The sequence below is a fragment of the Cellulomonas aerilata genome (genome assembly GCF_007991755.1).
Taxonomy (GTDB): Bacteria; Actinomycetota; Actinomycetes; order Actinomycetales; family Cellulomonadaceae; genus Pengzhenrongella; species Pengzhenrongella aerilata.
On the sequence record NZ_BJYY01000013.1, the window covers coordinates 391,382 to 416,001 of the forward strand.

Below are 24,620 nucleotides of genomic sequence, written 5' to 3' on the forward strand. Positions count from 1 at the left end.
TCACGTCCAGTACAGGGAGCGGGCGGCGGGCAGGCGGCGGGCGAGGGCGTCGTCGAACCAGGTGCGCAGCTCGCGCATGACGGGCGCCGGGTACACGTGCTTGACGGCGCCGAACTTGCCCCGCTTCTGGCGGCGCAGGTCCTCGTCCATCTCGAGCTTGGTCCGGGGGTACCAGCCCAGCAGCACCTCCTTGCTCTTCGGCGTGAACCGGTGGGTGATCAGCTCGGTGGTGAGGTCGAGCCCCGGCACGTCGTCGGTGGCGGCGGCGACGGCGTCGAGCAGGGCGCCGTACTCCTCGCGCCAGCCGTCCACCGGCATGATCGGCGCGATCGTCAGCCCGACCGGGTAGCCGGCGAGGGCGAGCGCCCGGAGCGCGGCGATGCGCTCGGGCATCCGGGCGGTGCCGCCCTCGAACCGCTCGACGGACGCCGCGTTGACCGAGAACCGCACGCGGGTCCGGCCGTGGTGGGGCAGCTCGAGCAGGGGGCCGACGTCGGCGAACTTGGTGGTGAAGCGCAGCTGCGCGGGACCGCCCAGGTCGCTCGTGCCGACGTGCGTGATGGCGGCCGCCAGCGATCCGGTGAGGTGCTCCAGCGCGAGCGGGTCGGTGTAGCAGGACACCTCGAACGTCGTCCCCTCGTGCCCGCGGGCGTCGGTGCCGCTGGTGACCGCCCCGTGCCCGACGGCCGGCGCGATGCTGCCGAGGATGTCGTCGAGGTTCGCGTAGGTGCGCGTGATGGGCGGACCGGTGAGCGACCCGGCGAGGTAGCAGTACTGGCAGTGCGCCGGGCAGCCCTCCGCGAGGTCCATGCGCCAGTCCGCGCTCGGCGGGATGGGCTGCAGGGTGCGCTTGGACGGCGGGGCGACGACGACGGCGAGCGTCGCCTTCGCGCGGGCGTACGTCTCGCGCGGGGTGTCGGCGGTGAGGCTGGGCAGCCGGTCGCCGGGGAGCAGCCGGATGTCGGCGACGCCGGCGGCCTCGCACCGCTCGACGATGCGGCGGCCGTGCGGGAGCTCGGCGGCGGAACGGGTGACCAGGACGTGCTGGGGAATCCACGAGGTGCGGGGCACGTCGGGTACAACAACGCGCGGGGTACGGGGCGTCCCGGATGGTCAGTCGCGGGGTGTGAAGGTGGTCACTCGGGGCGACCGCCTGGTCCGTCGCGGGGTATTGGTCACCCGAGCGGTGGAAGGCGGGTCGGGCCGACCGCAGTCCCCCGTGGACGACGACGTGCCCAGCTATTCCTGCCCGCACTCAGAATGTCGGTACCGGCTCGTCGGATCGGGCGCACGGAGCGACGAGTGGCGGTGGGACACCTCGGACGGGGTGCGCGGTGGACGAGGTCACGACCCCGCGTTCGACCTGTCCGCGCCCGCCGTGGACCTGTCGGGCTGCCTCAGGAGCGCCGCGTCGACCACCGGGCGCGCGACGACGGCCACCTGCGTGGACGACGAGGCCCTGCCGTGCTGGCACCACCACTGCCCGTCCACCGGCGCGCAATCCATATCCATCGGCACGGCGACCGCTGGGTGTTCCTCGACCGGCACGGAATGCCGGTCGACCCGAGCACGAGCACACGCTGGGCAGATGGCGTCCTGGGCTCCGGAGCGCGTGAGGAATGCTCTGGACACCACGCTCGGGATACCGGCACGGAAGAGCGGCCGCGAATACCGGCCCGGAATACAGCCCGCCGCCGCGCGGAGTGGCTAGCCTGAGGTCGTGGCGACATGGGACGACGTCCGCGCGATCGCCGACGCGCTCCCCGAGGTGAGCGAGACGCCGGAGCGCACGTGGCGGGTCCGGGGCAGGGCGTTCGTGCTCGAGCGGCCCCTGCGGGTCGCCGACCGCGCCCACCTCGGCGACCTCGCTCCGGTCGACCCCCCGATGGCGATCCACGTCGCGGACCTCGGCGTCAAGGAGGCGCTGCTCGGCGCCGAGCCGGACGTGTACTTCACCACCCCGCACTTCGACGGCTACGCCGCGGTCCTGGCGCGCCTGGACGCGCTGGGCACCGACGAGCTGCGGGAGGTCGTCGTGGACTCCTGGCTGTGCAGGGCGCCCCGCAGGTTGGCCCGCGCCTGGCTCGCGGAGCACCCGAGCCCGGACGACGGCTACGCGGCGCGGTAGAAGTTCCGCTCCCAGCGGTGTCGGCGGATGACGTCGTGCTGCGCCTCGGTCAGGCGCCGACCGTCGCTGGTCGCGCAGTTCCGCTCGACGTTGCGGACGGAGCGCATGCCGGCGATCACGGTGGAGACGCCCGGCTGGTCCAGGACGTAGCGCAGGGCGACGTCGGCGACGTCGTCGGGCCCGATCCCGAGGTCCCGGGTGAGCGCGTCGACGTGCTGCTCCACCTCGGCGGCGCGGCCGCCACCGAAGTACCGGTTGCGGAAGTCGCCCTCCGGGAAGGTCGTGCCGGCCGTGATCCGGCCGGTCAGCCCGCCCTCGTCGAGCGCGACCCGGACGATGACCCCGACGTCGTGCTGCCGGCACGCGGGCAGGAGCTGCTCGAGGGGCTGCTGGTGGAAGGCGTTGAGGATGACCTGGACGGTGTCGACCTCGCCGGTGCGGATCAGCGCGAGGGCGTTCTCCGGCTCGTAGTCGTTGATCGACACCCCGAAGTGCCGCAGCTTGCCCTCCTGCCGCAGCGCCGCCACGGTCTCGAGCCAGTCGCCCTTGCCGACCCACTCGTCGCTCCACACGTGCAGCTGCACGAGGTCGAACGCCTCGAGCCCGGACTCGCGCAGGCTGACCTCCAGCTGCTCACGGATGTGGTCGCCGGGGAAGGTCTCGTCGGGGTGCAGCCCGGCCGGTGCCGGCCAGACGCCGTTCTTCGGCGGCACCTTGGTCGCGACGAGGACCTCGCCGGGGTGGTCGCGCACGACCTGCCCGACGATGCGCTCGCTCTCGCCGTACCCGCGCGCGGTGTCGATGAAGGTGACGCCGAGGTCGATCGCGCGACGCAGAGCCGCGAGCGACTCGTCCTCGGTCGCCCCGACCCAGGCTGACCGGCCGATCCCCCAGGCCCCGTAGCCGATCTCCGAGACGGTCAGCCCGGTGCGGCCCAGCTGTCGGTACTCCATGTCGCTCCCGTGGTCGGTCGACGCCCGCGTGCTCCGGCCGGTGCCGGCACGCCGTCGAGCCGGTCCACTGTGGCCCGCGGGATGCGCGACCGCGATTCGACCGTCGTCGCGGCCCACGACCCGGCCGCTGCCGAGGCCCGGCGCCGACACCCGGCGCCGACCGGGGTGTGACGCTCGTCGCCACCGGCCTGTCGCGCCCCGGCCGCACCCGCGGGACGTCTACATTCCTGCGGTTCGCGATCAGAGGAGAAGCATGTCCAGGTACGTCGTCGACGCCGGTGCGGTCCTGCACCTCGTCACCCACGGGATCACGGTCCACGCGCAGCACGAGCTGCTCGCCCCGACCCTGCTGCGCTCGCAGGTGATGTCGCTGCTGCACGAGGCCGTCCAGCGTGGTGACCTCGCGGACGACGTCGCCCGGGACCGGCTCGCCAAGGCCGGGCGGATCAAGATCCGGCTGCTCGGTGACGCCGTGATGCGCCGGCGCGCGTGGGAGGTGGCGGACCGGCTCGGGTGGTGGGAGACCTACGGCGCCGAGTACGTCGCGCTGACCCAGCTGCAGGCCGATGCGCTGGTCACCACCAACCGGGACTTCGCGCACGCGGCCGCCGGTCTCGTCACCGTCGCCTCGGTCGACGACCTGGGCTGACGCCGCGCGTCGCCGGACGCGGGGCCGCGTCGCTGACGCCTGTCCGGTCAGCCGGGCAGCAGCCGCAGGTCGTCGGCGTCGAGCGTCAGGTCGGCTGCGGCCACCGAGTCGGCGGTGCTGCCGGGCCTGCGAGCGCCGACCACCACGGACACCGCGGGCGACCGCGCGAGCAGCCAGGCCAGCGCGGCGCGTTGCTCGGAGACCCCGTGCCGCCGGGCGACCTGCGACAGCCCGGGCAGCGAGCGGGACAGCCCGTCGATCCGGCTGCGCCCGCCGAGCGGGGAGTACGCGAGGTAGGCGATCCCCCGATCCGCGCAGACGGCGACCATCGGCAGGTCCGAGCGGTCCTGCGGCGAGAGGTGGTTCTGGACGGCGACGACCGGCGCGACCGCGCACGCCGCGTCGAGCTGCTCCACGGTGACGTTCGACAGCCCGACCGCGGCCACCTTGCCGGCCGCCTGCAGCTCCGCCAGCGCGCCCGCGCTCTCCTCCACCGGCACCTGCGGGTCGGGCTTGTGCAGCAGGTACAGCCCGACGCGCTCGACCCCGAGCGCTCGCAGGCTCTCGTCGCACTGCCGGTGCAGGGTCGCCGGACGTCCGTCCACGAGGAATCCGGGCCCGGCGCGGTGGTGGCCGCCCTTGGTGACGACCATCGCGTCCGACCCGCGGGGGTGGGTGCGCAGGGCGCGCGCGACGAGCCGCTCGCTGTGGTTCGCGGTGCCCGCGGTCGTGTACGCGTACGCGGTGTCGACCCAGGTCGCCCCGCCGTCGAGCGCGGCGTGGACGGTGGCGACCGCCGTCCGCTCGTCCACGCCGGCGAACGTCAGGGTGGCCGTACCCAGACCGACCGGGCTGTGCGGGCGCCCGGCGATGACCCGGGTGGTCACCCCGTCGGCCGGGAGGTCATCGCTGCCCGGGAGCGTCGTCGTCGACGACGAGCACGACCTCCAGACGGCGCGGCCCGTGCACGCCCTCCACCCGGCTCAGCTCGATGTCGCTGGTCGCGGACGGCCCGGAGATCCAGGTGAGCGGTCGGGTCACGTCCAGCCGGGCCATCGCCGCGGGCAGACCCCGGACGACGTCGGCGCCGCGCACGACGCACACGTGGTGGTCGGGGACGAGCGAGACCGCCCGCCGACCCTGGTCGGGCGAGCCGTCCAGCACGATGGTCCCCGTCTCGGCGACCGCCAGCCGGCTCCCGGTCACGACCGCGCCGGCGGAGTCCAGGTCGGCGAGCGTGAGGGGCGCGTCCGGCCCGTCGACCAGCACCGTCGTGCCGGCCGACCGCAGGGCGTCCACCCAGTCCGGGTCCAGACCCGCGGGCACCACGACCCGGCCGGCGCCGGCGAGCAGGCGGACGAGCTGCGCGGGGACCTCCGCGGTCCGGGCGCGGGTCACCGTCGCGCGGTAGTCGACGACCCGGTCGGTGAGCAGCGCCAGGAGCGCCTCGCCGGTCGTGCCGGTCTCCCACTCGTCGTCGGCGGTGAGGTAGCCGGGGCCGGCCGGGGCGCCGGGCAGGGCGTCCCCCGCGGCGAAGGGCCCGGCGTCGGGCGGGGCACCGGGTGCGGCGTGGTCGAAGGACGGACCCGTGCCACCCCCGGTGGACCCGGCCAGCGCGGCGCGGACGCGGGCCAGCACCACGCTCCTCGCGTCGTCCGGCACGCCGTCCGGCGACGCCTGCGCCGTCACTTCCCACCCTCCGCCGCGCTCGCGCCGCGCTCGCGCGCCCACCACGCCCGGAACGGCTCCTTCGGCGGTGCGGGCAGGTCCCGGCTGGCCGTCCACAGCGAGCCCGGCCAGGGCAGCCTGCTCACCGCACCGTCACGTGCGAGCACCCGCACCGCCCGGGAGGCGGCCTCCGCCGCCCGGAACGCCGTCGGCGAGCCCATCACCACGCCGGCGGCCTTCATGGCCACCGCCTCCGGCGCCGGCACGCCGCCGCGCCCGGCGTCGACCCCGCGGGTGCGCAGGTGGACGAGGATCGACGGGATGTCGATCTTGACCGGGCAGACGTCGTAGCAGGCGCCGCACAGCGTCGAGGCGTACGGCAGCGACGAGTTGGGGTCGTCGTGGTCGACCGCTCCGGTGAGCAGCGGGGTGAGGATCGCCCCGATCGGGCCGGGGTACACCGACCCGTAGGCGTGGCCGCCGGTGCGCTCGTAGACCGGGCAGACGTTCAGGCACGCCGAGCAGCGGATGCAGTGCAGCGCGGCGCGGCCGACCTCGTCCGCGAGCGCCGCGGTCCGGCCGTTGTCGAGCAGCACGAGGTGGAACTCCTGCGGCCCGTCGCCCGGCGTCACCCCGGTCCACATCGAGGTGTAGGGGTTCATCCGCTCCCCGGTGGAGGACCGCGGCAGCAGCTGCAGGTAGACCTCGAGGTCCTGCGCCCGGGGCAGGACCTTCTCGATGCCCATCACCGTGATGAGCGTCCTGGGGAGCGTCAGGCACATCCGCCCGTTGCCCTCGGACTCCACCACCGCGAGCGTCCCGGTCTCGGCGATCGCGAAGTTCGCCCCGGAGACGGCGACCTCGGCGCGCAGGAACCGCTCACGCAGGTACGCCCGGGCCGCCATCGCCAGCAGCCGCGGCTCGTCGGTCAGCTCGGGGTCCACGCCCGCCATGTGCTCGAGGAAGATCTCGCGGATCTCCGTGCGGCTGCGGTGGATCGCGGGCACCAGGATGTGGCTGGGCGTGTCCCCGGCGAGCTGGACGATGAGCTCCGCGAGGTCGGTCTCCAGGGCCTCGATGCCGGCCTCGTCGAGGTACTCGTTCAGCCCGATCTCCTGGGTGGCCATCGACTTGACCTTGACGACCTCCCGTGCCCCGGTCGCCCGCACCAGGTCCGCGACGATCGCGTTCGCCTCGTCCGCGTCCCGGGCCCAGTGCACGACGCCGCCGCGTGCCGTCACGGCGCGCTCGAGCTCCTCCAGCAGCTCGGGCAGCCGCTGCATGGCCTCGGCCTTCATGGCGGCGCCGGCGTCACGCAGCGCCTCCCAGTCGGGCACCTCCCCCACGACGGCGGCGCGCTTGGCACGGATCGTGGACGTCGCGTGCGCGAGGTTGGCCCGGAGCTGGGGCTTGGCGAGCTCGCGCTTCGCGGCCCGGGGGAAGGTCTCCTCGCCGCGCAGCGGGCTGGAGGCCCCGCCGGCCAGTGCCGGACCGCCGGGGGCGTGTCCGACGTCGGCCCGCCGGCCCGGCATCCCGAGGGCGACGGGACGACGCAGCGCGCTCATGCGAACACCCCCGCGCGGGTGCTCGCGAGGATCTCGGCGAGGTGGACGGTGCGCGGGGCGCCGTGCCCGGCGCCGTCGCCGGCCACCCGGACCGTCTCCCGCGCCGCGCGGCGCAGGCCGCCGTCGATGTGCATGAGGCACGAGGCGTCCCCGGCCGTGCACCGCTCGGCGCCGGTCTCGCGGATGTGCCGCATCTTGTCCTCGAGCATCGCCGACGACGTCCCGGAGTTCTTCATCGCGAACGTGCCGCCGAACCCACAGCACTCCTCCGCGCCGGGCAGCTCGACCAGGTCGAGCCCCGCGACCGCGCGCAGCAGCTGCAGCGGCTTGTCCCCGACGCGCAGCAGCCGCAGGGAGTGGCAGGTGGGGTGGTAGGTGACCCGGTGCGGGTAGTACGCGCCGACGTCGGTCACGCCCAGGACGTCCACGAGCAGCTCGGACAGCTCGTAGGTGCGCGCCGCGACCGCCGTCGCGCGGCCGGCCAGCGCGTGGCGCCCGGCGCCGTCGGCCACCGTCGCGTGCTGGTGCCGGACCGACCCGACGCACGACCCCGACGGCGCCACGACGGCGTCGCACGACGTCAGCGCCTCCTCGAACACGTCCACGTGGTGCGCGACCAGCGGCAGCGCCTCGCGCGCGTACCCGGTGTTGACGTGCATCTGGCCGCAGCACGTCTGCCCCGGCGGGAACACGACCTCGTGACCCAGACGCTCCAGCACGGTGACGGTCGCGCGGGCGACCGACGGGAACATCGCGTCCGCGAGACACGTGGCCATGAGTGCGATTCGCACGGGTCCTCCTACGCTGGGGGCGGCCGAGTGGAACGTTTCAAACAGCGTACCCGCCCGGGTGCACGGGGCGGACCCGGTCCGCCCCGCGCACCGCGGTGATCCGGGTGCCCGCCGGGTGCCCGGTCACCAGGCGTAGTCCTCCGGGGCGGTCCTCCGGCCCGGGAACAGCTCGTCCAGGCGCGCGAGCGCGGCGGCGTCGAGCGTGACGTCCAGCGCCCGGACCGCGGCCTCGAGCTGCTCGCCCGTGCGCGGGCCGATGATCGGTGCGGTCACGGCGGGCTGGTGCAGCAGCCAGGCGAGGGCGACGTCGCCGGGCTCGTGCCCCAGCTCGGCAGCCAGGTCCTCGTAGGCCTCGATCGCCTCGCGGTGGCTCTCCAGCGACTGCTTCGCCCGGCCCTCCAGGCGTCGCCTGCCCTCGCGCTCCTTGCGCACGACCCCACCCAGCAGGCCGCCCTGCAGCGGCGACCACGGGATGAGCCCGAGCCCGTTGGCCTGGACGGCCGGGATGACCTCGAGCTCCACGTCGCGGGTCAGCAGGTTGTAGATCGACTGCTCGCTGACCAGGCCGGTGTAGCAGCGCCGGCGGGCGTGCTCCTGCGCGGTGGCGATGTGCCAGCCGGCGAAGTTGCTGCTGCCCGCGTAGAGCACCTTGCCCTGCGCGACGGCGACCTCCATGGCCTGCCAGATCTCGTCCCAGGGGGTGTCCCGGTCGACGTGGTGGAACTGGTAGAGGTCCACGTGGTCGGTCTGCAGGCGCCGCAGGCTCGCGTCGAGCGCGCGGCGGATGTTCAGCGCGGACAGCTTGCCGTCGTTGGGCCAGTCCGACATCGCACCGTAGAGCTTGGTGGCCAGGACGGTCCTCTCGCGGCGGCCGCCGCCGGTCGCGAACCAGCGACCGAGGATCGACTCGGTCGCGCCGACGCCCAGCTCGCCGCCGTAGCGGTTGGCGGTGTCGAAGAAGTTGATCCCGTGCTCGTGCGCGGCGTCCATGATCGCGTGGGAGTCCGGCTCGGACGTCTGCGGACCGAAGTTCATCGTCCCGAGGCACAGTCGGGACACGGACAGGCCGGAACGGCCCAGGTGGGTGTAGTCCATGGCGACAGGCTGTCCCGCGGGGTGACCGGTGTCGACCGCAGGACGGCCGCCGGGCCGCCGGACATGCCGGACACGCCGGACGAGGGACGAGGGGTGCACGTGACGGTTCGACGAGGCCGACAGGCGCTGACCTCGCTGCGGCTGCGGCTGGGGGCGCCGCCGCCGGCCGCCGGGCGGTACGTGCCCGGGCCGCCGGTCGAGGACGTCCCCGCGGACGCGGTCGGCACCCCGGACGGCTTCACGGTCGAGCCGCCGCCGGACTGGCTGTGGGCCGGTGGCGGCTCGGCGCCGGCCCTGCGCGACCCGGCCGCGTACCGGGCCGCGGGCACGGCGCCCTACCTGTCCCTGGCGCCGGTCGAGGTCGCGCGCCGGGGCCTGGACGACGCGCAGAAGGAGCACTACTGCCGGTCCAGCGCGGACGTCACCATGCGCGGCGGGACGACGTCGGGGGTCGTGTACCCGCTGGCGGTGTGCGAGATCGCCCGGTCGTTCCGGCTGCGCAACGTGGGCGGCGCGTCCGCGGGGGCGATCGCGGCGGGCATGGCCGCCGCCGCCGAGGTCGGACGGGCGTCCGGCGTCGACGACGTCCCGCTGGCGGACGCCGACCGCGAGCGCGGGCACGTGCGTCCGGGCTTCGCCGGGCTCGCGGACGCCATGGCGTGGCTGTGCCAGCTCGACGACCCCGCCGGGACGCCGGAGCGGCACCGGCTGGCGTCGCTGTTCCGGCCCGCGCGCCCGGGCCGGCACCTGTTCCGGGTCGCCGAGGCGTACTGGGCCGAGCGCTGGCTGACGCTGCCCTACCTCGTGGTGCGGGCCACCGGACTGGTCCCGACGCTGGTCGTGGCCGCCGCGCTCGTCGTCGCCGGGATGCTGCTCGGGCAGCTGAGCCACGCCCCGGGCGCCGACATCCCGTGGCTGCGGACGGCGTCGCTCGGCACGCTCGGCCTGCTGGGGATCCTGGCGGTGCTGATCGGCGTCGGCCTCGGCGTGGCCGCGTGGCCGCCCGGCGAGGCGGTGCCCAGCACGCTCGACGACCCCGTCGTCCCCCGCACCGGACGGTCCGCCGGTGCCGTGGTGCGCGCGCTGTGGCTGCCCGTCGCCTCGGTGCTGACCGGGGTCGCGCTCGTCGCGGCCTGCCTGGTGTGGAGCCCCATCCGTCTCGAGGTGCTCGTGACGGTGGCCGCCGGGCTGCTGCTGACCGTCCTGCTGGCCCTGGCGGCCGGCGCGGCCGTGATCCTGGCGCGGGCCAAGCGGTTCGGCTACGGGGTCGTCGCCGGTGCGGACAGCCCCCGCGGGGCACGCGGCGCCGACCCCTCCCGCACCGCCGGGCGGCCGGTGGTCACGTGGCTGTCGGACACGCTGGGCGAGCTGAGCGGGCTCACGCACGCGCACGCCGGTGGTGCAGGCCCCGTGGCCGGCGGTCCCCCGGTGCTGCGCTTCGGGCACCTGTGGTGCGGGCCGGACTTCGACCCCGCGCATCCCGGGGAGGCCGTGGAGATGTCGGCCCGGCCCGAGCTGCGCCGGGTGAACCTCGAGCTCATCACGTCCGAGCTCGTGCAGAGCCGCGCGTACCGGTTCCCGCTGCCGCGCTCGGACGTGATGCGCGAGGGGGACGGCAGCCCGCTGTACGTCAGCGTGGCGGACCTGACCGACCCCGACCGCCAGGTCGTGCCCGCCGACGTCCGGCAGGTCCTGCTGCAGTGCGACGACGACCCGGACCTGCCGCGCCCGACGGCGGAGATGACCGACATCCGCACCGGGGACCGCGTGCGCCTGGTCCCGCTGCCCGAGCCGTGGAACCTGCCGGTCGTCCTGGCGGTCCGGCTCAGCATGTCCCTGCCCGGGCTGTTCCAGGCCGTGCGCCTGTACCGGGAGGCCGAGGCCGTGCCGGTGCGCGACGAGCTGGGACGTGCGCTGCTCCGCGACGGCGTCCCGGTCGTCTACCCGTCCGGCGCCGGGCCGTGGTGCGAGCAGCTGTGGTTCACCGACGGCGGCGTGACGTCGAACTTCCCCATCCACTTCTTCGACTCGCCGCTGCCGCTGTGGCCGACGTTCGGCATCGACCTGGGCTCGCACCCACCGGGCCGGCTCAGCCAGGACGTGTGGGTCCCGCAGGACTGGGACGTCAGGGGCGCCCCGACGCGGAACCTCAGTGCGGGCATGCCGGCGTTCCTGTCCGCGATCATCGGCACCGCCCGCGGGTGGCGGGACACCGAGCAGACCTTCATGCCCGGGACCCGCGGACGGGTCGCGTGGGTGCGCCAGCGCGCCGGCGAGGGCGGGGCCAACCTGTTCATGGACAACGCGACCATCGCGTCCCTCGCCCTGCGCGGCGTGGTCGCCGGCGCCCGCCTGCGCCGCCGGTTCTCCGACCTCGCGTACTGGCGGCGCAGCCAGTGGATCCGGATGCGCGCCGCCGTGGGCAGCCTCGAGGAGCTCGCCCAGGACGTGACCCGCAGCCGCCACCGCCAGCCCTACGACGAGCTCAGCCGGGCCGACCTCGCGGCCGCGGCCCTGCGACGGATCACCGGGGCCGACCTCCCGGGCGACCCGCGCGGCACGGCCACCTCCCCGGACCTGCCCTGGTACGAGCCGGCGGAGGCCACGGCGGCGGAGTACTGGCGCGCCGTCCAGACCCTGCTGGACGGCGTGGAGCAGGGCGCGCGGCCCGCCGACGACACGCTGCTCACCGACGACGTCCCGCAGCCCTCCCCCGTCCTGCGCCAGGTGCCGCGGGTGTGAGCCGATGAACGAGCGAGGGGTGGGCGGACGACGGACGCAGCGGGACGGCGTCGCGTGACAGCCTGGCCTCCCGCCCACGAGAGGAACCCGCCATGCAGTACACGACGCTCGGCAGCACCGGCCTGCAGGTCTCGCGCCTCGCCCTCGGGTGCATGACCTACGGCGAGCCGGAGCGCGGCGGCCACCCCTGGACGCTGCCGGAGGACCAGAGCCGCCCGCTCATCCGCCAGGCCGTCGAAGCCGGGATCACCTTCTTCGACACCGCGAACGTGTACTCCGACGGGTCCAGCGAGGAGATCGTCGGCCGCGCGCTGAAGGACTTCACCCGCCGTGAGGACGTCGTGCTGGCGACCAAGGTGCACGGGCGGATGCGTCCCGGGCCCAACGGGGCGGGCCTGTCCCGCAAGGCGATCCTGCACGAGATCGACGCGAGCCTGACCCGGCTCGGCACGGACCACGTCGACCTCTACCAGATCCACCGCTGGGACCGGACCACCCCGGTCGAGGAGACGCTCGAGGCGCTGCACGACGTCGTCAAGGCGGGCAAGGCCCGGTACATCGGCGCGTCGTCCATGTGGGCGTGGCAGTTCGCCAAGGCGCTGCACCTGCAGTCGGCCCACGGCTGGACGCGGTTCGTCTCCATGCAGGACCACCTCAACCTCCTCAACCGCGAGGAGGAGCGCGAGATGCTGCCGCTGTGCGCCGACGAGGGCATCGGCGTCGTGCCGTGGAGCCCGCTGGCCCGCGGCCGGCTGACCCGCGACGTGGGCAGCACCACGGCCCGGTCGGAGACCGACGAGTTCGGCAAGACGCTGTACACCGAGCCGAGCGACGACGACGTCATCCGGGCGGTCGGCGAGGTGGCCGCCGAGCGCGGGGTGCCGCGGGCGCAGGTCGCCCTCGCCTGGGTGCTGCGCAAGCCCGTCGTCAGCGCGCCCATCGTCGGCGCGAGCAGGCCCGGGCACCTCGACGACGCCGTGGCGGCCCTGGAGCTGGAGCTCACGGACGACGAGGTCGCCCGGCTGGAGGCGCCGTACCGGCCGCACCCGGTCGCCGGGTTCTGACGGCATGGTGACGGCATGGTCTGACGGCATGGTCTGACTGCACAGCGTGACGGGGCGGCGCGACGGGCGGCGTGCGCCCGTCGCATGCCGCTGCCGTCCGCCCGTCCTGGCTGGGGGCACACCCGCGGGTGAGGGATCCTTGTGCCCCGTGGACCGACCGACCGCTGGACCCCGCCCGACCCGGCCCGACGACGCCCCCCTGTTCCCGATGCGCACCGTGGTGCTGGGCGCGTTCGTGCCGTCGCTGGTGTTCGACGTCGGAACCGGCGCGATGCTGCCGATCATCGTCCCGACGGCGGTCGGCCTCGGCGCGGACCTGGCGACCGCGGGCGTGGTCGCGGCGCTGCTGCCGATCGGGCAGATCCTCGCGGACCTGCCCGCCGGGTCCCTGGCCGCCAAGGTGGGCGACCGCACCGCGCAGATCCTGGCCGGAACGGTGGCGGCGTTCGCGTTCCTCGCGGCGTTCCTGGCACCCGGCCTGCTCACCCTCGGTCTGGCCGTCGCCGCGACGGGGGCGGCCGCGGCGGTGTTCAACCTCGCCCGGCACTCCTACCTCACCGAGGTCACCCCGCCGATGCGCCGGGCCCGGGTGCTGTCCACGCTCGCCGGGGTGCACCGCATCGGGCAGTTCCTCGGCCCGTTCGCGGGCGCGCTGGTGGTCCACGGCGGGGATGTGCGCAACGGGTTCCTGCTCGGGGTGGGCGCCGCAGCGGTCGCCACCGCGGTGCTCGTCGGCGTCCGCGAGACGGCTCCCGGCGACCGGCCGGCCGAGACCCTCCGCTCGCGGGCGGCGGCCCGGCGCGAGGCCGCGCGGACCTCCCCGCCGCCGCCCACCCTGCTCGGCGTCCTGCGCGACCACCGCCGGGTGTTCACGTCGCTGGGGATCGCGGTGCTGCTGGTGGGCGCCGTGCGCGGGGCCCGGCAGACGGTCATCCCGCTGTGGGGCGAGCACCTGGGGCTGGACGCCTCGACGACCTCCCTGATCTTCGGCCTCGCGGGTGGCGTCGACATGCTGCTCTTCTACCCGGCCGGCAAGGTCATGGACCACCTCGGCCGGCTGTGGATCGGGGTGCCGTCCATGCTGGTCATGGGCCTGTCGATGGTGCTGCTGCCGTTCACCGACTCCGTCGCCGAGGTGTGCGTGGCCGCCGCCCTGATGGGGCTGGGCAACGGCATGAGCTCCGGGATCCTCATGACTCTCGGGTCCGACGTCTCCCCCGCGACCGGGCGGGCGCAGTTCCTCGGCGTGTGGCGGGTGCTGCAGGATTCCGGGTCCGCGCTCGGGCCGCTGGTGGTCTCCGCCGGGGCTGCGCTGGGATCGGTCGCGGCCGGCGTCTGGGCGACCGGGGTGCTCGGGGCGGCGGCGACCGGGGCGCTGGCCCGGTGGGTCCCGCGCTGGTCCGTGCACGCGAACCGGACCACCCGCCGGCGGGCCGGGCTCGTCTGACCAGCGGGTCGCTCGGACCCGGGCGGCCGGCGGCTCGGACGCCCGGCGAGCCGGCGGCTCGGACGCCCGGCGAGCCGGCGCCTCGCGTCGCACCCGTCCGGGTGCCGTGCCAGGCTCGGGGCCCTCGTCGCCTGGAGGTCACCATGCCCGCGCCCACCACCGTCGCCGTCCTCGGGACCGGAGCGCTCGGGCACGCGATGGCCGTGCGCCTCGCCGACCGCGAGCTGACCGTCCGGGTCTGGAACCGCACGCCGCAGCGTGCCGCGGCGGTCGTCGCCGAGCGGGGGCAGGTCGCGGCGCACGAGCAGGTCGCCGACGCCGTCGCGGGGGCCGACGTCGTGCTCACGGTGGTCCGCGACGACGCCGCCCTCGAGTCCCTCGCGGACGCCGTGCTGGCCGCGATGCCCCCCGGCGGGGTGTGGGTGCAGGCGTCGACGATCGGGCCCGACGCCGCGCGCCGGTCGGCCCGCCGTGCCGCCGAGGCGGGTGTCGCGTACGTCGACGCCCCGGTGTCGGGCAGCACCGTCCCGGCCCGCAGCGGCACGCTGGTGTGGCTGGTCGCCGGGGCGTCGTCCGCCATCGACGCCGCGCGACCGGTGCTGGACGCCCTGGGCAGCTCGGTGCAGGTGCTGGGCGCCGAGGGCTGGGAGGGCAGCGCCGCCAAGCTGGTCGTCAACGCGTGGATGGCGTCCGCCGTCGTGGCGGCCGCGGACGCCCTCGCGCTCGCCGACCGGCTCGGCGTCGGGCACGACGCGCTGCGCGACGTCCTCGGCGCCGGGGCGCTGGCCATGCCGTACGCGCTGGCGAAGATGCAGGCGATGGACGCCGGCAGCCACGAGCCCGGCTTCGCGGTCGAGCTCGCCCTCAAGGACCTGCGGCTGGCCGCCCGGGACGCCGCGTTCTCGACCCCGCTCCTCGACGCGGTCGCCGCCCGGTTCGTCGCGGCCGAGGCCGCGGGGCACGGCGGGCGGGACGTCGCCGCCGTGCACCTGGTCAGCGCGCCCCCCGCCGCCGAGGGGTCCGGCGGCTGACGCCCGGCCCCCGTCGTCCGCCCTCGGCCAGGCCGTCAGCCCTCGGCGAGCCGGTCCAGCGCGAGGCCGGCGAGCACCGCGGCGGACAGCGGCAGCGCGGCATCGTCGAATCGCGCGTGCGCGGAGTGGTTGTAGGGCGCCGTGGCCGGGTCCGCTCCGGACGGGGTCGCACCCACGAACAGGAACGCACCGGGCACCTCCTCCAGCACGTAGGAGAAGTCCTCGGCACCGGACACCGGCCGCGCGGCGACCTCGAAGCCGGCCTCGCCGGTCAGCGCGGTGGTGACCCGCCGGGCGCGCTCGACCTCGTGCGGGTCGTTGACGGTCACGGGGTACCCGCGCACGTAGCTCACGTCGGCGGTGAGCCCGTGCGCCGCGGCGACGTGCTCGACGACCCGGATGAGCCGGTCGGGGATGATCGCGTGCTGCGCCGGGGAGAAGGTGCGCACGGTGGCGTCGATCTCGGCCGTGCCGGGGATGACGTTGTCGACCGTCCCCGCCGCGATCCGGCCGACCGACACCACGACGGGGTCGTGCGCGTCGAACTGCCGGGTGACCGCGGTCTGCAGCGCCAGGACGATCTCGGCGGCGACGGTCACGGGGTCGGCGGCCAGGTGCGGCATGGACCCGTGCCCGCCCCGCCCGCGGACCGTGACGTACATCTGGTCCGCGGCCGCCATCGCCGTCCCCGGCCGGCCGGTGACCACGCCGCCGGCCACCATCGCCGAGACGACGTGCACCCCGTACGCCGCGACCACCCGCGTGCCGGCGGCGTCGAGCACGCCCTCCTCGATCATGATCCGGGCCCCGTGGTTGCCCTCCTCCCCCGGTTGGAACATCAGGACCACCGACCCGGCGATCACCTCGCGCCGGGCGGCGAGCAGGCGGGCCGCCCCGACCAGACCGGCGACGTGCAGGTCGTGGCCGCACGCGTGCATGGCGCCGGCGTGCTCGCTGGTGAACGGCTCGCCGGAGTCCTCCGTGACCGGCAGGGCGTCCATGTCGCCGCGCAGCAGCACCGCGGGCCCCGGCCGCCCGCCGCGCAGGACGGCGACGACCGAGCTCAGGCCGGCCCCGGTGGTGACCTCCAGGCCCAGCCCGTCGAGCGCCCGCAGGACGCGCTCCTGGGTACGCGGCAGGGCCAGACCGATCTCGGGGACCCGGTGCAGGTCGTGGCGCAGCGCGGCGAGCTCGGGGGCGAGCGCCCGGGCGTCGTCGAGCAGGTCGGCGGGGACGTGCGCAGGGGTCTGGGTCACGGGCCGACGCTACCGGCCCGGGCACCGGCGGGCTCAGACGTCGACGAGCCGCAACCGCACGTGCGCGGTGTCCCCGGCGGCGAGGCCCTCGGCGGTGCGGACCGCCTTCTTCACCGGCAGCACGTAGGTGCCGGCCGTGGCGTCGGGGAACAGCGACGTGCGCCACGACGTCGCCCCGATCGTCACCGCGACCCGCACCGAGCCGAAGCCGCGGACCGCGGGGCCGGCACGGTCCAGCAGCTCGTCGGCGAGGTCGGTCGGCAGGCTGACGAACGTCCAGCTGTCCGTCCGGGCCTGCCACAGCCACAGGTCCGCGTCGAACGTGTAGGTCGGGGTGAGCCGGTCGGTCATGGCGGCATCGTCGCGCCGGTGGGGCGTCGGGGACCAGGGTCCGTGCCCACCCGCCGACCTCCGCGGCGGCGGACCGGCTCTCCACCGGGCCCGCCCGGCCCGCCGCGGATACCGTGACCGCCATGGCCGACGACCCTGCCGGACGAGCTGCGGACGTGCTCCGCGGCTACCTCGCCTGCGGCGACGCCGGCACCCTGGACGACCTGGGGACCTGGTTGCACGACGACGTCGTGGTCCACCCGTCCGGCGGCGGACCGCCGTACTCGGGTGTCCCGGAGGCGGCCCTCACCTGGGCGGAGGCGCACGAGGGGCTGGGGTCGCTGCGGCACGAGGTGCACGACGTCGTCGCGCAGCGCCTGCCCGACGGCGACGACCGGGTGGTGGCGCGGGTGCGGGTGTCGGGGACGCACGACGGCGCCTTCCTCGGCCTCGACCCGACCGGGCGGCCGCTGGCCGTGGACCAGGGGCTGTTCGCGCGGGTGTCGCAGGGCCGGATCACCGAGCTGTGGGAGATCACGGACACCGGCCAGGCGCTGCAGCAGCTCGGTGTGGTGGGGGTGGACCAGCCGCTGACCCCCGGACCGCGCCCGGCCGGGCAGCCCGAGCCGTCCGAGCCGGTCGAGTCCCCCGCCGCCACCCCCACCGAGCCGCCGGACCTCTGACGCCCGCTACGCGGCCGGACGGGCGCCGGTCGGCTTGCCGCACCGACCGGTACCGCCGGGCGCCCGAGGGGGCGCCGGTCGGGGCCGTTCAGTGCCGGTCAGTGCCGGTCAGTGCCGGACGGCGGCCTGGACCACCTCGACGACCGCCGGCCAGATGGCGGACGCCGGGTCGATGACGGCGAAGTGGTCCCCCGGGCCGTCCACCACGACGACGTCGTCCCCTGCGCGGGTCGCGGCGGCCACGAAGGAGCGGCCGGTCGCGAGCAGGTCCGGGTCGTCGTCGGCGGCCGACACCACCGCCAGCGGCAGGCCGATCGGCACGCGCGCGGCCGGCGACGACGCGCGGTAGACGTCCGGCACGTCGTCCGGCGTCCCGCCCAGCGCGAGCTGCACCGCACCGTCGCCGAGCCGGCGACGGTGCCCCTCGACCAGGTCCAGCACGCCGGCGAGCGAGACGGTGAGCGCCGGACGCACCCGGGCGGCCGGGTCGGCGGCCGCGTCGGCGGCGAGCCGGGCGACGAGCTGACCACCGGCGGAGTGGCCGAGGGTCACCACCCGCGCCGGGTCCAGAGCGGTGTCGAGGTCCGCCAGCGCCGCGAGCGCCGCCGCGACGTCCCGGGTGGTGGCGTCCCAGCCGTGGCGGTCGGGTCGGCGGTACTCGACGTTCCAGGTCGCCAGGCCGCGAGCGGTCAGGTCCTGCGCCATCGGGTCCATCAGGTCGGCGCGGTAGCGCGAGCGCCAGTAGCCGCCGTGGACCAGCACGGCCACCGGCCACCCGCCCGGCGGCGTCGGGCCGGCGGGCAGGCGCAGGTCCGCGTACTGGTCCGGGTCGGGGCCGTACGGGTGGGCGACCGGGGCGTCCGTCACGGGCGTGGCCGGTCGAGCAGGACGTCGCGGAGCACGGCGAGCCCGTCGTGCAGCTCGCGGAAGCTCGTGCTGAGCGGCGCCGGGCCGATGCGGATGCCGCCCGGCTGCCGGTAGTCCGGCACGACGCCGCGCTGCCAGAGCAGGTCGGTCACCTCGCGGAAGTCGTCACGTCGCAGGGTCACGTGGCCGCCGCGCCGGCGCGCGTCCCGCGGCGAGACGACGTCGACTCCAAGCGGGGCGAGCCACGCGTCCGCCAGCTCCAGCGTGAGCTCGGTCAGCTGCACCGACTTGGCGCGCACCGCGGCCATCCCGGCCCGGTCGATGACCTCGAGCCCGCAGCGCAGCGGCACCATCGCCAGGATCGGCGGGGTCCCGCTGACCAGGCTCCGCGCCCCCGCAGCGGGGGCGTAGCCCGGTCCCATGACCATCGGCTCGGCGTGACCCATCCATCCCTGCACCGGCTGCCGCAGCCGACCCTGGTGCCGCGCGGCCAGGTAGCCGAACGCGGGCGAGCCGGGGCCGCCGCACAGGTACTTGTACGTGCAGCCCACCGCCAGGTCGACGCCCCAGGCGTCCAGCTCCAGGTCCACGGACCCGACGGAGTGGCTCAGGTCCCACAGCACCAGGCCACCGGCGTCATGGACGACGGCGGTGATGCCCGCGGCGTCGGCCAGGTGGCCCGAGCGGTAGGCGACGTGGCTGAACGTCGCCAGGGCGGTGCGCGGGCCGACGGAAGCCCGGACCTGCTCCACCGTCACGCCCGACGCCGGGTCGGTGTCGATCCACCGCACGGTCAGGCCGCGCTCCGCGGCGATGCCCTCGAGCACGTACCGGTCGGTCGGGAAGTTGTCGGTGTCGCACACGATCTCGTCGCGCCCGTCCGCGGCGGCGTCGACCGCCGCGCGGACCAGCTTGTAGAACAGCACGGTCGTCGAGTCCGCGACGACCGTCTGCCCCGGCGCGGCGCCCAGCACGACGCGGCCAAGCTCGTCGCCCACGACCTCGGGCCAGCGCATCCACCCGTCCGTCCAGCCCCGGATGAGCCGGCCGGCCCACTGGGAGCCGACGAAGTCCGCCATCCGCTCCGCGGTCGCGCGCAGCGGCCGGCCGAGAGAGTTGCCGTCGAGGTACGACACGACGTCGGGGGCGGCGTCCAGCAGGAACTCCGTGCGCAGCGGCGCGAGTGGGTCGTCGGCGTCCAGCGCCTCCGCGCGGGCCAGCCAGCGGGTGCCGGTCGAGGGTGCGGTGGTCACGCGCTCGTCCTCCTGTCGTCGGGCTGTCTGTCGTCGGGCTCTCTGTGGTCGGGCGCGGGCGTCGCGGACGCCGGCGGGGTCACGCCGTACGGCGCTGCAGCGCGACGAAGATCTGGTCGAGACCGAGCGGCTCCACGGCGAGCGCCTCCGCACCGGTCGAGGGCGCCAGGGAATCGATGAGCAGGCGCGCGTACCGCTGCCAGGCGTCGTCGCTGACGCCACGGGTGGCGTCCGCGACCGCCCCGATCATCAGCATGAAGATCGGCACGTCGGACGCCGCGACCTCCGGCCGCACCGACCCCTCGGCCTGCGCGCGCGCGACGAGGTCCTCGACGAGGCCGTGCAGCATCCGGCGCTTGCCCTCCGCCTCCGCGCCCGGCGTCCCGGCCCCGGCGAGCACCTGGGCCAGCCCGCGGTCGCGCGTCCGGGCCTCGGCGGCGCCCCAGATGTAGGTCCGCAGCCCCTCTCCGGCGCTGGGTGCGTCCCCGGCGGACCGGGCGAGCTCGACCAGCGTGGAGAACTTGGCGTCGAAGAGCGCGTCGACGACCGCCTGCTTGTCCGCGAACCGGCGGTAGACGGTCCCGACCCCGAGGCCGGCCTCGTGCGCGATGTCGTTGAGCGTCGCCCCCAGCCCACGCTCGGCGAAGACACGCGCCGCGACGTCCAGGACGAGCCGGCGGTTGCGCTCGGCGTCGGCTCGCAGGGGCCGCGGACCGGCGGTCACGGCCTCGGCCGCTGCGCGGGCCGGGCGCCCTGCAGGGTCGCGTGCGGGGTCGCGTGCGGGGTCACGTGCGAGGTTGCCCCCGGCGTCCTGCGCTGCGCTCCCCACGTCGGCCTCGGTGCTCCTCACCCGGCGAGTCTAGGCCGCGGTGACCTGGGTCGCAGCCACAAGTGGATGCTTTTCATCCGCTTCCGCGTTACCCTCGACGGTGCGTCCAGCGTCGAACGCCCCGCTCGCATCCGGCCGCTGAAGGACGCCCCATGACCTCCCCCTCCGCACCACCCGCGCGTCCGCGCGTCGACCACCGCTGGCTCGGGCTCGCCGTGCTGGGCATCGCCCAGCTCATGGTCGTGCTGGACGCCACGATCGTGAACATCGCGCTGCCCACCGCGCAGCGCGACCTCACCTTCGACGACGACCAGCGTCAGTGGGTCGTCACGGCCTACTCGCTGGCCTTCGGCAGCCTGCTGCTGCTCGGCGGGCGTCTGTCGGACCTCCTCGGCCGCCGGCGCGCGTTCATGGCCGGCCTGGTGGGGTTCGCGCTCGCGTCCGCGCTGGGCGGCGCGGCCCAGAGCTTCGAGATGCTCGTCGCCGCCCGAGCCCTGCAGGGCGTGTTCGCCGCCCTCCTGGCGCCCGCGGCGCTGTCCCTGCTGACCACGACGTTCACCGACCCGCGCGAGCGCGGGAAGGCGTTCGGCATCTTCGGCGCCATCGCCGGCTCCGGCGCCGCGATCGGCCTGCTGCTGGGCGGCGCCCTCACCGAGTACGCCTCGTGGCGCTGGTGCCTGTACGTGAACCTGCCGATCGCCGCCGTCGGCCTGGTCGGGGCGGTCCTGTACCTCAGGGCGCACCCGCGCCCTGCCGAGCGCCCGCACATCGACGTCCCCGGCGTCGTCACCGCCACCGCCGGCCTCGTGGCGATCGTCTACGGGTTCTCCAACGCCGAGACGAACGGCTGGGACGACCCGGTGACGGTCGGGTGCCTGATCGGCGGCGTGCTGCTGCTGGTGGCGTTCGTCGTCATCCAGACCCGCGTCGCGCACCCGCTGCTGCCCCTGCGCGTCGTGCTGGACCGTGACCGCGGCGGCGCCTACCTGACCATGGCGCTCACCGCCGTCGGGATGTTCGGCCTCTTCCTCTTCCTCACCTACTACCTGCAGGTGACGCTCGGCTTCTCCTCCATGCGCACCGGGCTCGCCTTCCTGCCGATGAGCGCCGCGATCATGACCAGCGCCGCCGTCATCGGTGGCCGGCTGCTGCCGCGCGTCGGCCCCAAGGTGCTGATCACCGTCGGCGGGCTGCTGGCGGCCGCCGGCATGGTGCTGCTGACCCGGATCGGGCTCGACACGGGCTACGCGGGGACGGTGCTGCCCGGCCTCCTGGTGCTGGGCCTGGGCCTCGGGCTCATCTTCTCCTCGGCGATGAACACCGCGACGGCGGGCGTGGACCGGCGCGACGCCGGTGTGGCGTCGGCGACCGTCAACACCATGCAGCAGATCGGCGGCTCGATCGGCACCGCCCTGCTGAGCACGCTCAGCGCCAACGCGATCGCGTCCTCCCTCGCCGACCGCGACCCGACGCCGGCCGCGCTGGCGGCGGCCACCCTGCAGGGCTACCACACGGCGTTCTGGTGCTCCGCGGCCGCGTTCCTGGTCGTCGCCCTCGTCGGCGCGACGGTCCTCAACCGGCACTCGGTCCGGGTGGCGATGCTCGCCGCACGCACCCAGGCCGGGGCCCTGCCCGCGGCGCCGGAGCCCGTCACCGCCCACTGACCGGGTCCGACCGGCCCGGCCGGCTCGCGGGCGCGGCCGGCTCGCGGGCGCGGCCGGCTCCGGCGCCCGGGCCCGTAGGACCCACCGGCCACGTCAGGCTCGGGCCGCCTCGGCGTCGGCGACCATCGCGGTGAGCTCCGCGACGTCGAACGACCGGGGCGCCCGACCCTCGGCGAGCAGCCGGTGGGCTGCGAGCCGGACCGCGTCGTTCACCGGTGTGGCCACGCCGTGGAGCCGGCCGAGCAGGCCGATCTCACCGTTGAGGTAGTCGACCTCGATGCTGCCGGTCCCCCGCGCCAGGCTCTGCCACGTCGAGCTGCCGCCGCGGTCGGTGCCCGGCGCCGGCCGGACCTGCACCGCGTCCCCGCGCCGCGCGGCCTCCTCCTGCGGGGTGGAGAACGCGATCCCGGCCGCGGTCAGCGCCGCCCGACCCTCGGCACGCAGGCGTGCGGCGAGCTCGTCCGTGCCGGGCGCGCGGCCGCACACGGCGTCCAGGCCGTTGCCGAGGTTGCTGAGCAGCTTGCCGTGCTTCCAGCGCATGACCTCGGCGTCCTCGACGGCGAGGAACCGGCTGGCGCCCAGGGCCGCCACGAGGCGCGCCGACACGTCGTCGAGCGGGCCACCCAGGCGGCCCACCGTGAGCCACCCCGAGTACGGGAACCCCTCGGCGTGGACGACGCCCGGCTCCAGGTAGGTGGCCGGCAGCCACACGCACACCGGGTAGACGCGGGCGAACAGCCGCAGCGCGGCGACCTCGTTGGCCACCCCGTTCTGCGCGACGACGAACGCCAGGGTGGCGGCGGCCGGGCGGCCCGACGGCCCGACCGGCACGTGCGCCCAGGTGTCGAGCACGTCGCGGGTGTCCTGGGACTTGACCGCGCAGACCAGGACGTCGTCCGGCGTGAGCGCGAGCTCGTCCGGTCCGGACACCGTCGGGACCGGCAGGGTCACGGCGCCCTCGGCGGTGTGCAGGGTCAACCCCTCCGACCGCAGCGCGTCCCCGTGCGCGCCGCGCGCCACCAGGACCACGTCGTGCCCGGACTGGTGCAGCCGCGCGCCGAGGGTCCCACCCACGGCGCCGGCTCCGATGATGACGAAGCGCATCCGGGCATCCTCGTCGACGTACGGGTGCCTCGCCGACCGGGCGGCGGATCACCGGAGCGGACAACGGGGCGCCGGGGCGGACGACAGGCCGCCGGAGCGGACGGCGGGCCGCCGGAGCGCGCGGCGAGCGTCAGGCGTCGACGAGCACGAACGCGTCCCCGCGCAGGATCGGCACGGCCCGTCCCGCGGCGTCGAGCCCGTCCACCTCGACCTCCGGGCTGCCGACGACCACGTCCACGTGCGTGGGCGCCTGGTTGAGCCCGGCCGCGACCCGGGCGTCGGGGTCGAGGTCCTCCGCGCCGGCGAAGGTGGTCGGGTACCCGTTGCCCCAGGCGATGTGCGAGCCGACGTTCTCGTCGAACAGCATGTCCCGGAAGGCGAGCCCCGCCCGCCGCACGCGCGACGACCCGTCGACGATCGCGACCTCGCCCAGGTGCCGCGCCCGCGGGACGGTGTCCAGCTCTCGGCGGACGGCGGCCTCCCCCCGGTCGGCGTGCGCGGCGCGGATGGCGCCGTCGGACAGCTCGAGGGAGAGGCCTTCCACGAGCGTGCTCATGTGCGCGAGGTAGAACGGCGCGGTGGTGCGGACGGTGCCCTCCGCCCGGCGCCAGTCCGGTGCGGTGTAGACCTCCTCGGTCGGCAGGTTCACGACGAAGCCGTGCCCGTCCGCAGCGGTGTGCCCGGCCGTCAGCCACCGCGAGCGCGGGGAGAGCCCCACCACGAGGTCGGTGCCGGGCCCACGGAAGCGGATGGCGTCGAACCGCCGGGCGTCCAGGAGGTCGCGGCGGGCCTCCAGGTCCGCCAGGTGCGCACGCCACGCCGCCACCGGGTCGTCCTCGTCGGCGCGCACCGCGACGGCGACCGCGCGCCACAGGCGGGCGACGTCCGGCTCGCCGAACAGGCTGGTGGCCCAGCCGGGGTTGGGGGCACCGACCATCGTCCAGCGGATCTGGTCCGCGGCGAGCAACGGCAGCAGCTCGCGCACGAGGTCCCGGGGCACCGACGCCGCAAGCCGGGCCGGGTCGGCACCGGTCATCACGTCCGGGTTCGGGTTGCCGGTCAGGGTGACCAGCGCGGCTCCGTCGGGACGCAGGGCGCGCACCCACGCCAGCTCGGAGGGCAGCGAGCGGCCGAGCCGGTCCTGCGGGGCGTGCTCCACCGCCAGGCGATGCAGGTGCTGGTCGACGTACAGCACCGTGACGTGGCTCGCCCCGGCCCGGTACGCCGCCGCCGCGACGGCGCGGGCGACGGGTGCGTGCTCGACCATGCCCCGCACCACCAGGCGCTGGCCGGGCTGCAGGTTCACCCCCACCCGCACCACCAGCCCGGCGTAGGCCTCCACCAGGGCGTCCAGCGACTCGTCCACGACCGGTCCCCCGCTCGACGTCCGCACCGACGACGCGAACCCGGCGGTCGCCCGCCGTGGCAGTGGCGCTGCGGCGGGGGTCCGGGTCCGTGCCTCGCAGTCCACCACCGCCGACGGCGGGCGGGCAACGCCTAC

Annotated in this window: 22 protein-coding genes; 8 read left to right on the forward strand and 14 right to left on the reverse strand. The window is 75.7% G+C overall.

Annotation, left to right across the window (positions count from 1 at the left end; genetic code table 11):
• On the reverse strand, window positions 1-1,071 hold the full coding sequence (locus CAE01nite_RS09915) for an SPL family radical SAM protein (protein ID WP_146903469.1): 1,071 nt from the start codon (window positions 1,069-1,071) through the stop codon (window positions 1-3).
• Between the two features lie 649 nt (window positions 1,072-1,720).
• Here CAE01nite_RS09915 and CAE01nite_RS09920 point away from each other — a divergent pair.
• Window positions 1,721-2,128 (forward strand): MmcQ/YjbR family DNA-binding protein, encoded by a 408-nt coding sequence (locus tag CAE01nite_RS09920; RefSeq protein WP_146903472.1) that lies wholly within the window; start codon window positions 1,721-1,723, stop codon window positions 2,126-2,128.
• Here the strand turns inward: CAE01nite_RS09920 and CAE01nite_RS09925 are convergent.
• Window positions 2,113-3,081: an aldo/keto reductase gene (locus CAE01nite_RS09925; RefSeq protein WP_146903475.1), complete on the reverse strand. Its 969-nt coding sequence runs from the start codon at window positions 3,079-3,081 to the stop codon at window positions 2,113-2,115. The two genes, CAE01nite_RS09920 and CAE01nite_RS09925, sit on opposite strands and share 16 nt — an antisense overlap.
• Before the next feature lie 253 nt (window positions 3,082-3,334).
• Here CAE01nite_RS09925 and CAE01nite_RS09930 point away from each other — a divergent pair, with 253 nt between their 5' ends.
• The gene (locus CAE01nite_RS09930; protein WP_146903478.1) at window positions 3,335-3,730 is read left to right on the forward strand and encodes a type II toxin-antitoxin system VapC family toxin; all 396 of its coding nucleotides are present in this window, start codon (window positions 3,335-3,337) and stop codon (window positions 3,728-3,730) included.
• Window positions 3,731-3,777: 47 nt separating this feature from the next.
• On the opposite strand, the gene CAE01nite_RS09935 is transcribed toward CAE01nite_RS09930, so the two are convergent.
• From CAE01nite_RS09935 to CAE01nite_RS09955, 5 genes are all read right to left on the reverse strand, one after another.
• Window positions 3,778-4,617, reverse strand: coding sequence for an aldo/keto reductase (locus CAE01nite_RS09935; protein ID WP_146903481.1), 840 nt, complete (start codon window positions 4,615-4,617; stop codon window positions 3,778-3,780).
• Between the two features lie 16 nt (window positions 4,618-4,633).
• Complete coding sequence (locus CAE01nite_RS09940) at window positions 4,634-5,419, reverse strand: LutC/YkgG family protein (protein ID WP_246131126.1); 786 nt, start codon at window positions 5,417-5,419, stop codon at window positions 4,634-4,636.
• Window positions 5,416-6,963: a LutB/LldF family L-lactate oxidation iron-sulfur protein gene (locus CAE01nite_RS09945; RefSeq protein WP_246131127.1), complete on the reverse strand. Its 1,548-nt coding sequence runs from the start codon at window positions 6,961-6,963 to the stop codon at window positions 5,416-5,418. Before CAE01nite_RS09945 ends, CAE01nite_RS09940 begins: the two co-directional genes overlap by 4 nt.
• Complete coding sequence (locus tag CAE01nite_RS09950; protein WP_146903483.1) at window positions 6,960-7,754, reverse strand: (Fe-S)-binding protein; 795 nt, start codon at window positions 7,752-7,754, stop codon at window positions 6,960-6,962. Before CAE01nite_RS09950 ends, CAE01nite_RS09945 begins: the two co-directional genes overlap by 4 nt.
• Before the next feature lie 123 nt (window positions 7,755-7,877).
• On the reverse strand, window positions 7,878-8,849 hold the full coding sequence (locus tag CAE01nite_RS09955; RefSeq protein WP_146903486.1) for an aldo/keto reductase: 972 nt from the start codon (window positions 8,847-8,849) through the stop codon (window positions 7,878-7,880).
• Window positions 8,850-8,948: 99 nt separating this feature from the next.
• Here CAE01nite_RS09955 and CAE01nite_RS09960 point away from each other — a divergent pair, with 99 nt between their 5' ends.
• From CAE01nite_RS09960 to CAE01nite_RS09975, 4 genes are all read left to right on the forward strand, one after another.
• Window positions 8,949-11,591 (forward strand): patatin-like phospholipase domain-containing protein, encoded by a 2,643-nt coding sequence (locus CAE01nite_RS09960; RefSeq protein WP_186816503.1) that lies wholly within the window; start codon window positions 8,949-8,951, stop codon window positions 11,589-11,591.
• 92 nt (window positions 11,592-11,683) lie between these two features.
• Window positions 11,684-12,655 (forward strand): aldo/keto reductase, encoded by a 972-nt coding sequence (locus CAE01nite_RS09965; protein WP_146903489.1) that lies wholly within the window; start codon window positions 11,684-11,686, stop codon window positions 12,653-12,655.
• A 148-nt stretch (window positions 12,656-12,803) separates the two neighbouring features.
• Window positions 12,804-14,102, forward strand: a complete 1,299-nt coding sequence (locus tag CAE01nite_RS09970; RefSeq protein ID WP_246131128.1) for an MFS transporter — start codon at window positions 12,804-12,806, stop codon at window positions 14,100-14,102.
• 143 nt (window positions 14,103-14,245) lie between these two features.
• The gene (locus tag CAE01nite_RS09975) at window positions 14,246-15,133 is read left to right on the forward strand and encodes an NAD(P)-dependent oxidoreductase (RefSeq protein ID WP_146903493.1); all 888 of its coding nucleotides are present in this window, start codon (window positions 14,246-14,248) and stop codon (window positions 15,131-15,133) included.
• A gap of 35 nt (window positions 15,134-15,168) precedes the next feature.
• Here CAE01nite_RS09975 and CAE01nite_RS09980 read toward each other — a convergent pair whose 3' ends face one another.
• Window positions 15,169-16,389 carry a M20 metallopeptidase family protein gene (locus CAE01nite_RS09980; RefSeq protein WP_186816504.1) on the reverse strand — a complete coding sequence of 407 codons (1,221 nt, stop codon included), beginning with the start codon at window positions 16,387-16,389 and terminating at the stop codon, window positions 15,169-15,171.
• Between the two features lie 33 nt (window positions 16,390-16,422).
• Entirely contained in the window at window positions 16,423-16,740 is a 318-nt protein-coding gene (locus CAE01nite_RS09985; protein ID WP_146903495.1) for a DUF1905 domain-containing protein, read from the reverse strand.
• Between the two features lie 122 nt (window positions 16,741-16,862).
• On the opposite strand from CAE01nite_RS09985, the gene CAE01nite_RS09995 reads away from it, so the two are divergent.
• Complete coding sequence (locus tag CAE01nite_RS09995; RefSeq protein WP_146903501.1) at window positions 16,863-17,402, forward strand: ester cyclase; 540 nt, start codon at window positions 16,863-16,865, stop codon at window positions 17,400-17,402.
• 108 nt (window positions 17,403-17,510) lie between these two features.
• On the opposite strand, the gene CAE01nite_RS10000 is transcribed toward CAE01nite_RS09995, so the two are convergent.
• From CAE01nite_RS10000 to CAE01nite_RS10010, 3 genes are all read right to left on the reverse strand, one after another.
• On the reverse strand, window positions 17,511-18,269 hold the full coding sequence (locus CAE01nite_RS10000) for an alpha/beta hydrolase (RefSeq protein ID WP_146903504.1): 759 nt from the start codon (window positions 18,267-18,269) through the stop codon (window positions 17,511-17,513).
• On the reverse strand, window positions 18,266-19,522 hold the full coding sequence (locus tag CAE01nite_RS10005) for a kynureninase (RefSeq protein WP_186816505.1): 1,257 nt from the start codon (window positions 19,520-19,522) through the stop codon (window positions 18,266-18,268). The genes CAE01nite_RS10000 and CAE01nite_RS10005 overlap by 4 nt, the downstream gene beginning before the upstream one ends.
• 79 nt (window positions 19,523-19,601) lie before the next feature.
• Window positions 19,602-20,372 (reverse strand): TetR/AcrR family transcriptional regulator, encoded by a 771-nt coding sequence (locus CAE01nite_RS10010; protein WP_146903506.1) that lies wholly within the window; start codon window positions 20,370-20,372, stop codon window positions 19,602-19,604.
• 131 nt (window positions 20,373-20,503) lie between these two features.
• On the opposite strand from CAE01nite_RS10010, the gene CAE01nite_RS10015 reads away from it, so the two are divergent.
• A complete protein-coding gene (locus tag CAE01nite_RS10015; protein WP_146903509.1) occupies window positions 20,504-22,015 on the forward strand; it encodes an MFS transporter in 1,512 nt (503 codons plus the stop codon).
• 93 nt (window positions 22,016-22,108) lie between these two features.
• On the opposite strand, the gene CAE01nite_RS10020 is transcribed toward CAE01nite_RS10015, so the two are convergent.
• The gene (locus CAE01nite_RS10020; RefSeq protein ID WP_146903512.1) at window positions 22,109-23,119 is read right to left on the reverse strand and encodes a ketopantoate reductase family protein; all 1,011 of its coding nucleotides are present in this window, start codon (window positions 23,117-23,119) and stop codon (window positions 22,109-22,111) included.
• 130 nt (window positions 23,120-23,249) lie between these two features.
• A complete protein-coding gene (locus CAE01nite_RS10025; RefSeq protein ID WP_186816506.1) occupies window positions 23,250-24,485 on the reverse strand; it encodes an aminopeptidase in 1,236 nt (411 codons plus the stop codon).
• Between the last annotated feature and the right edge of the window lie 135 nt (window positions 24,486-24,620).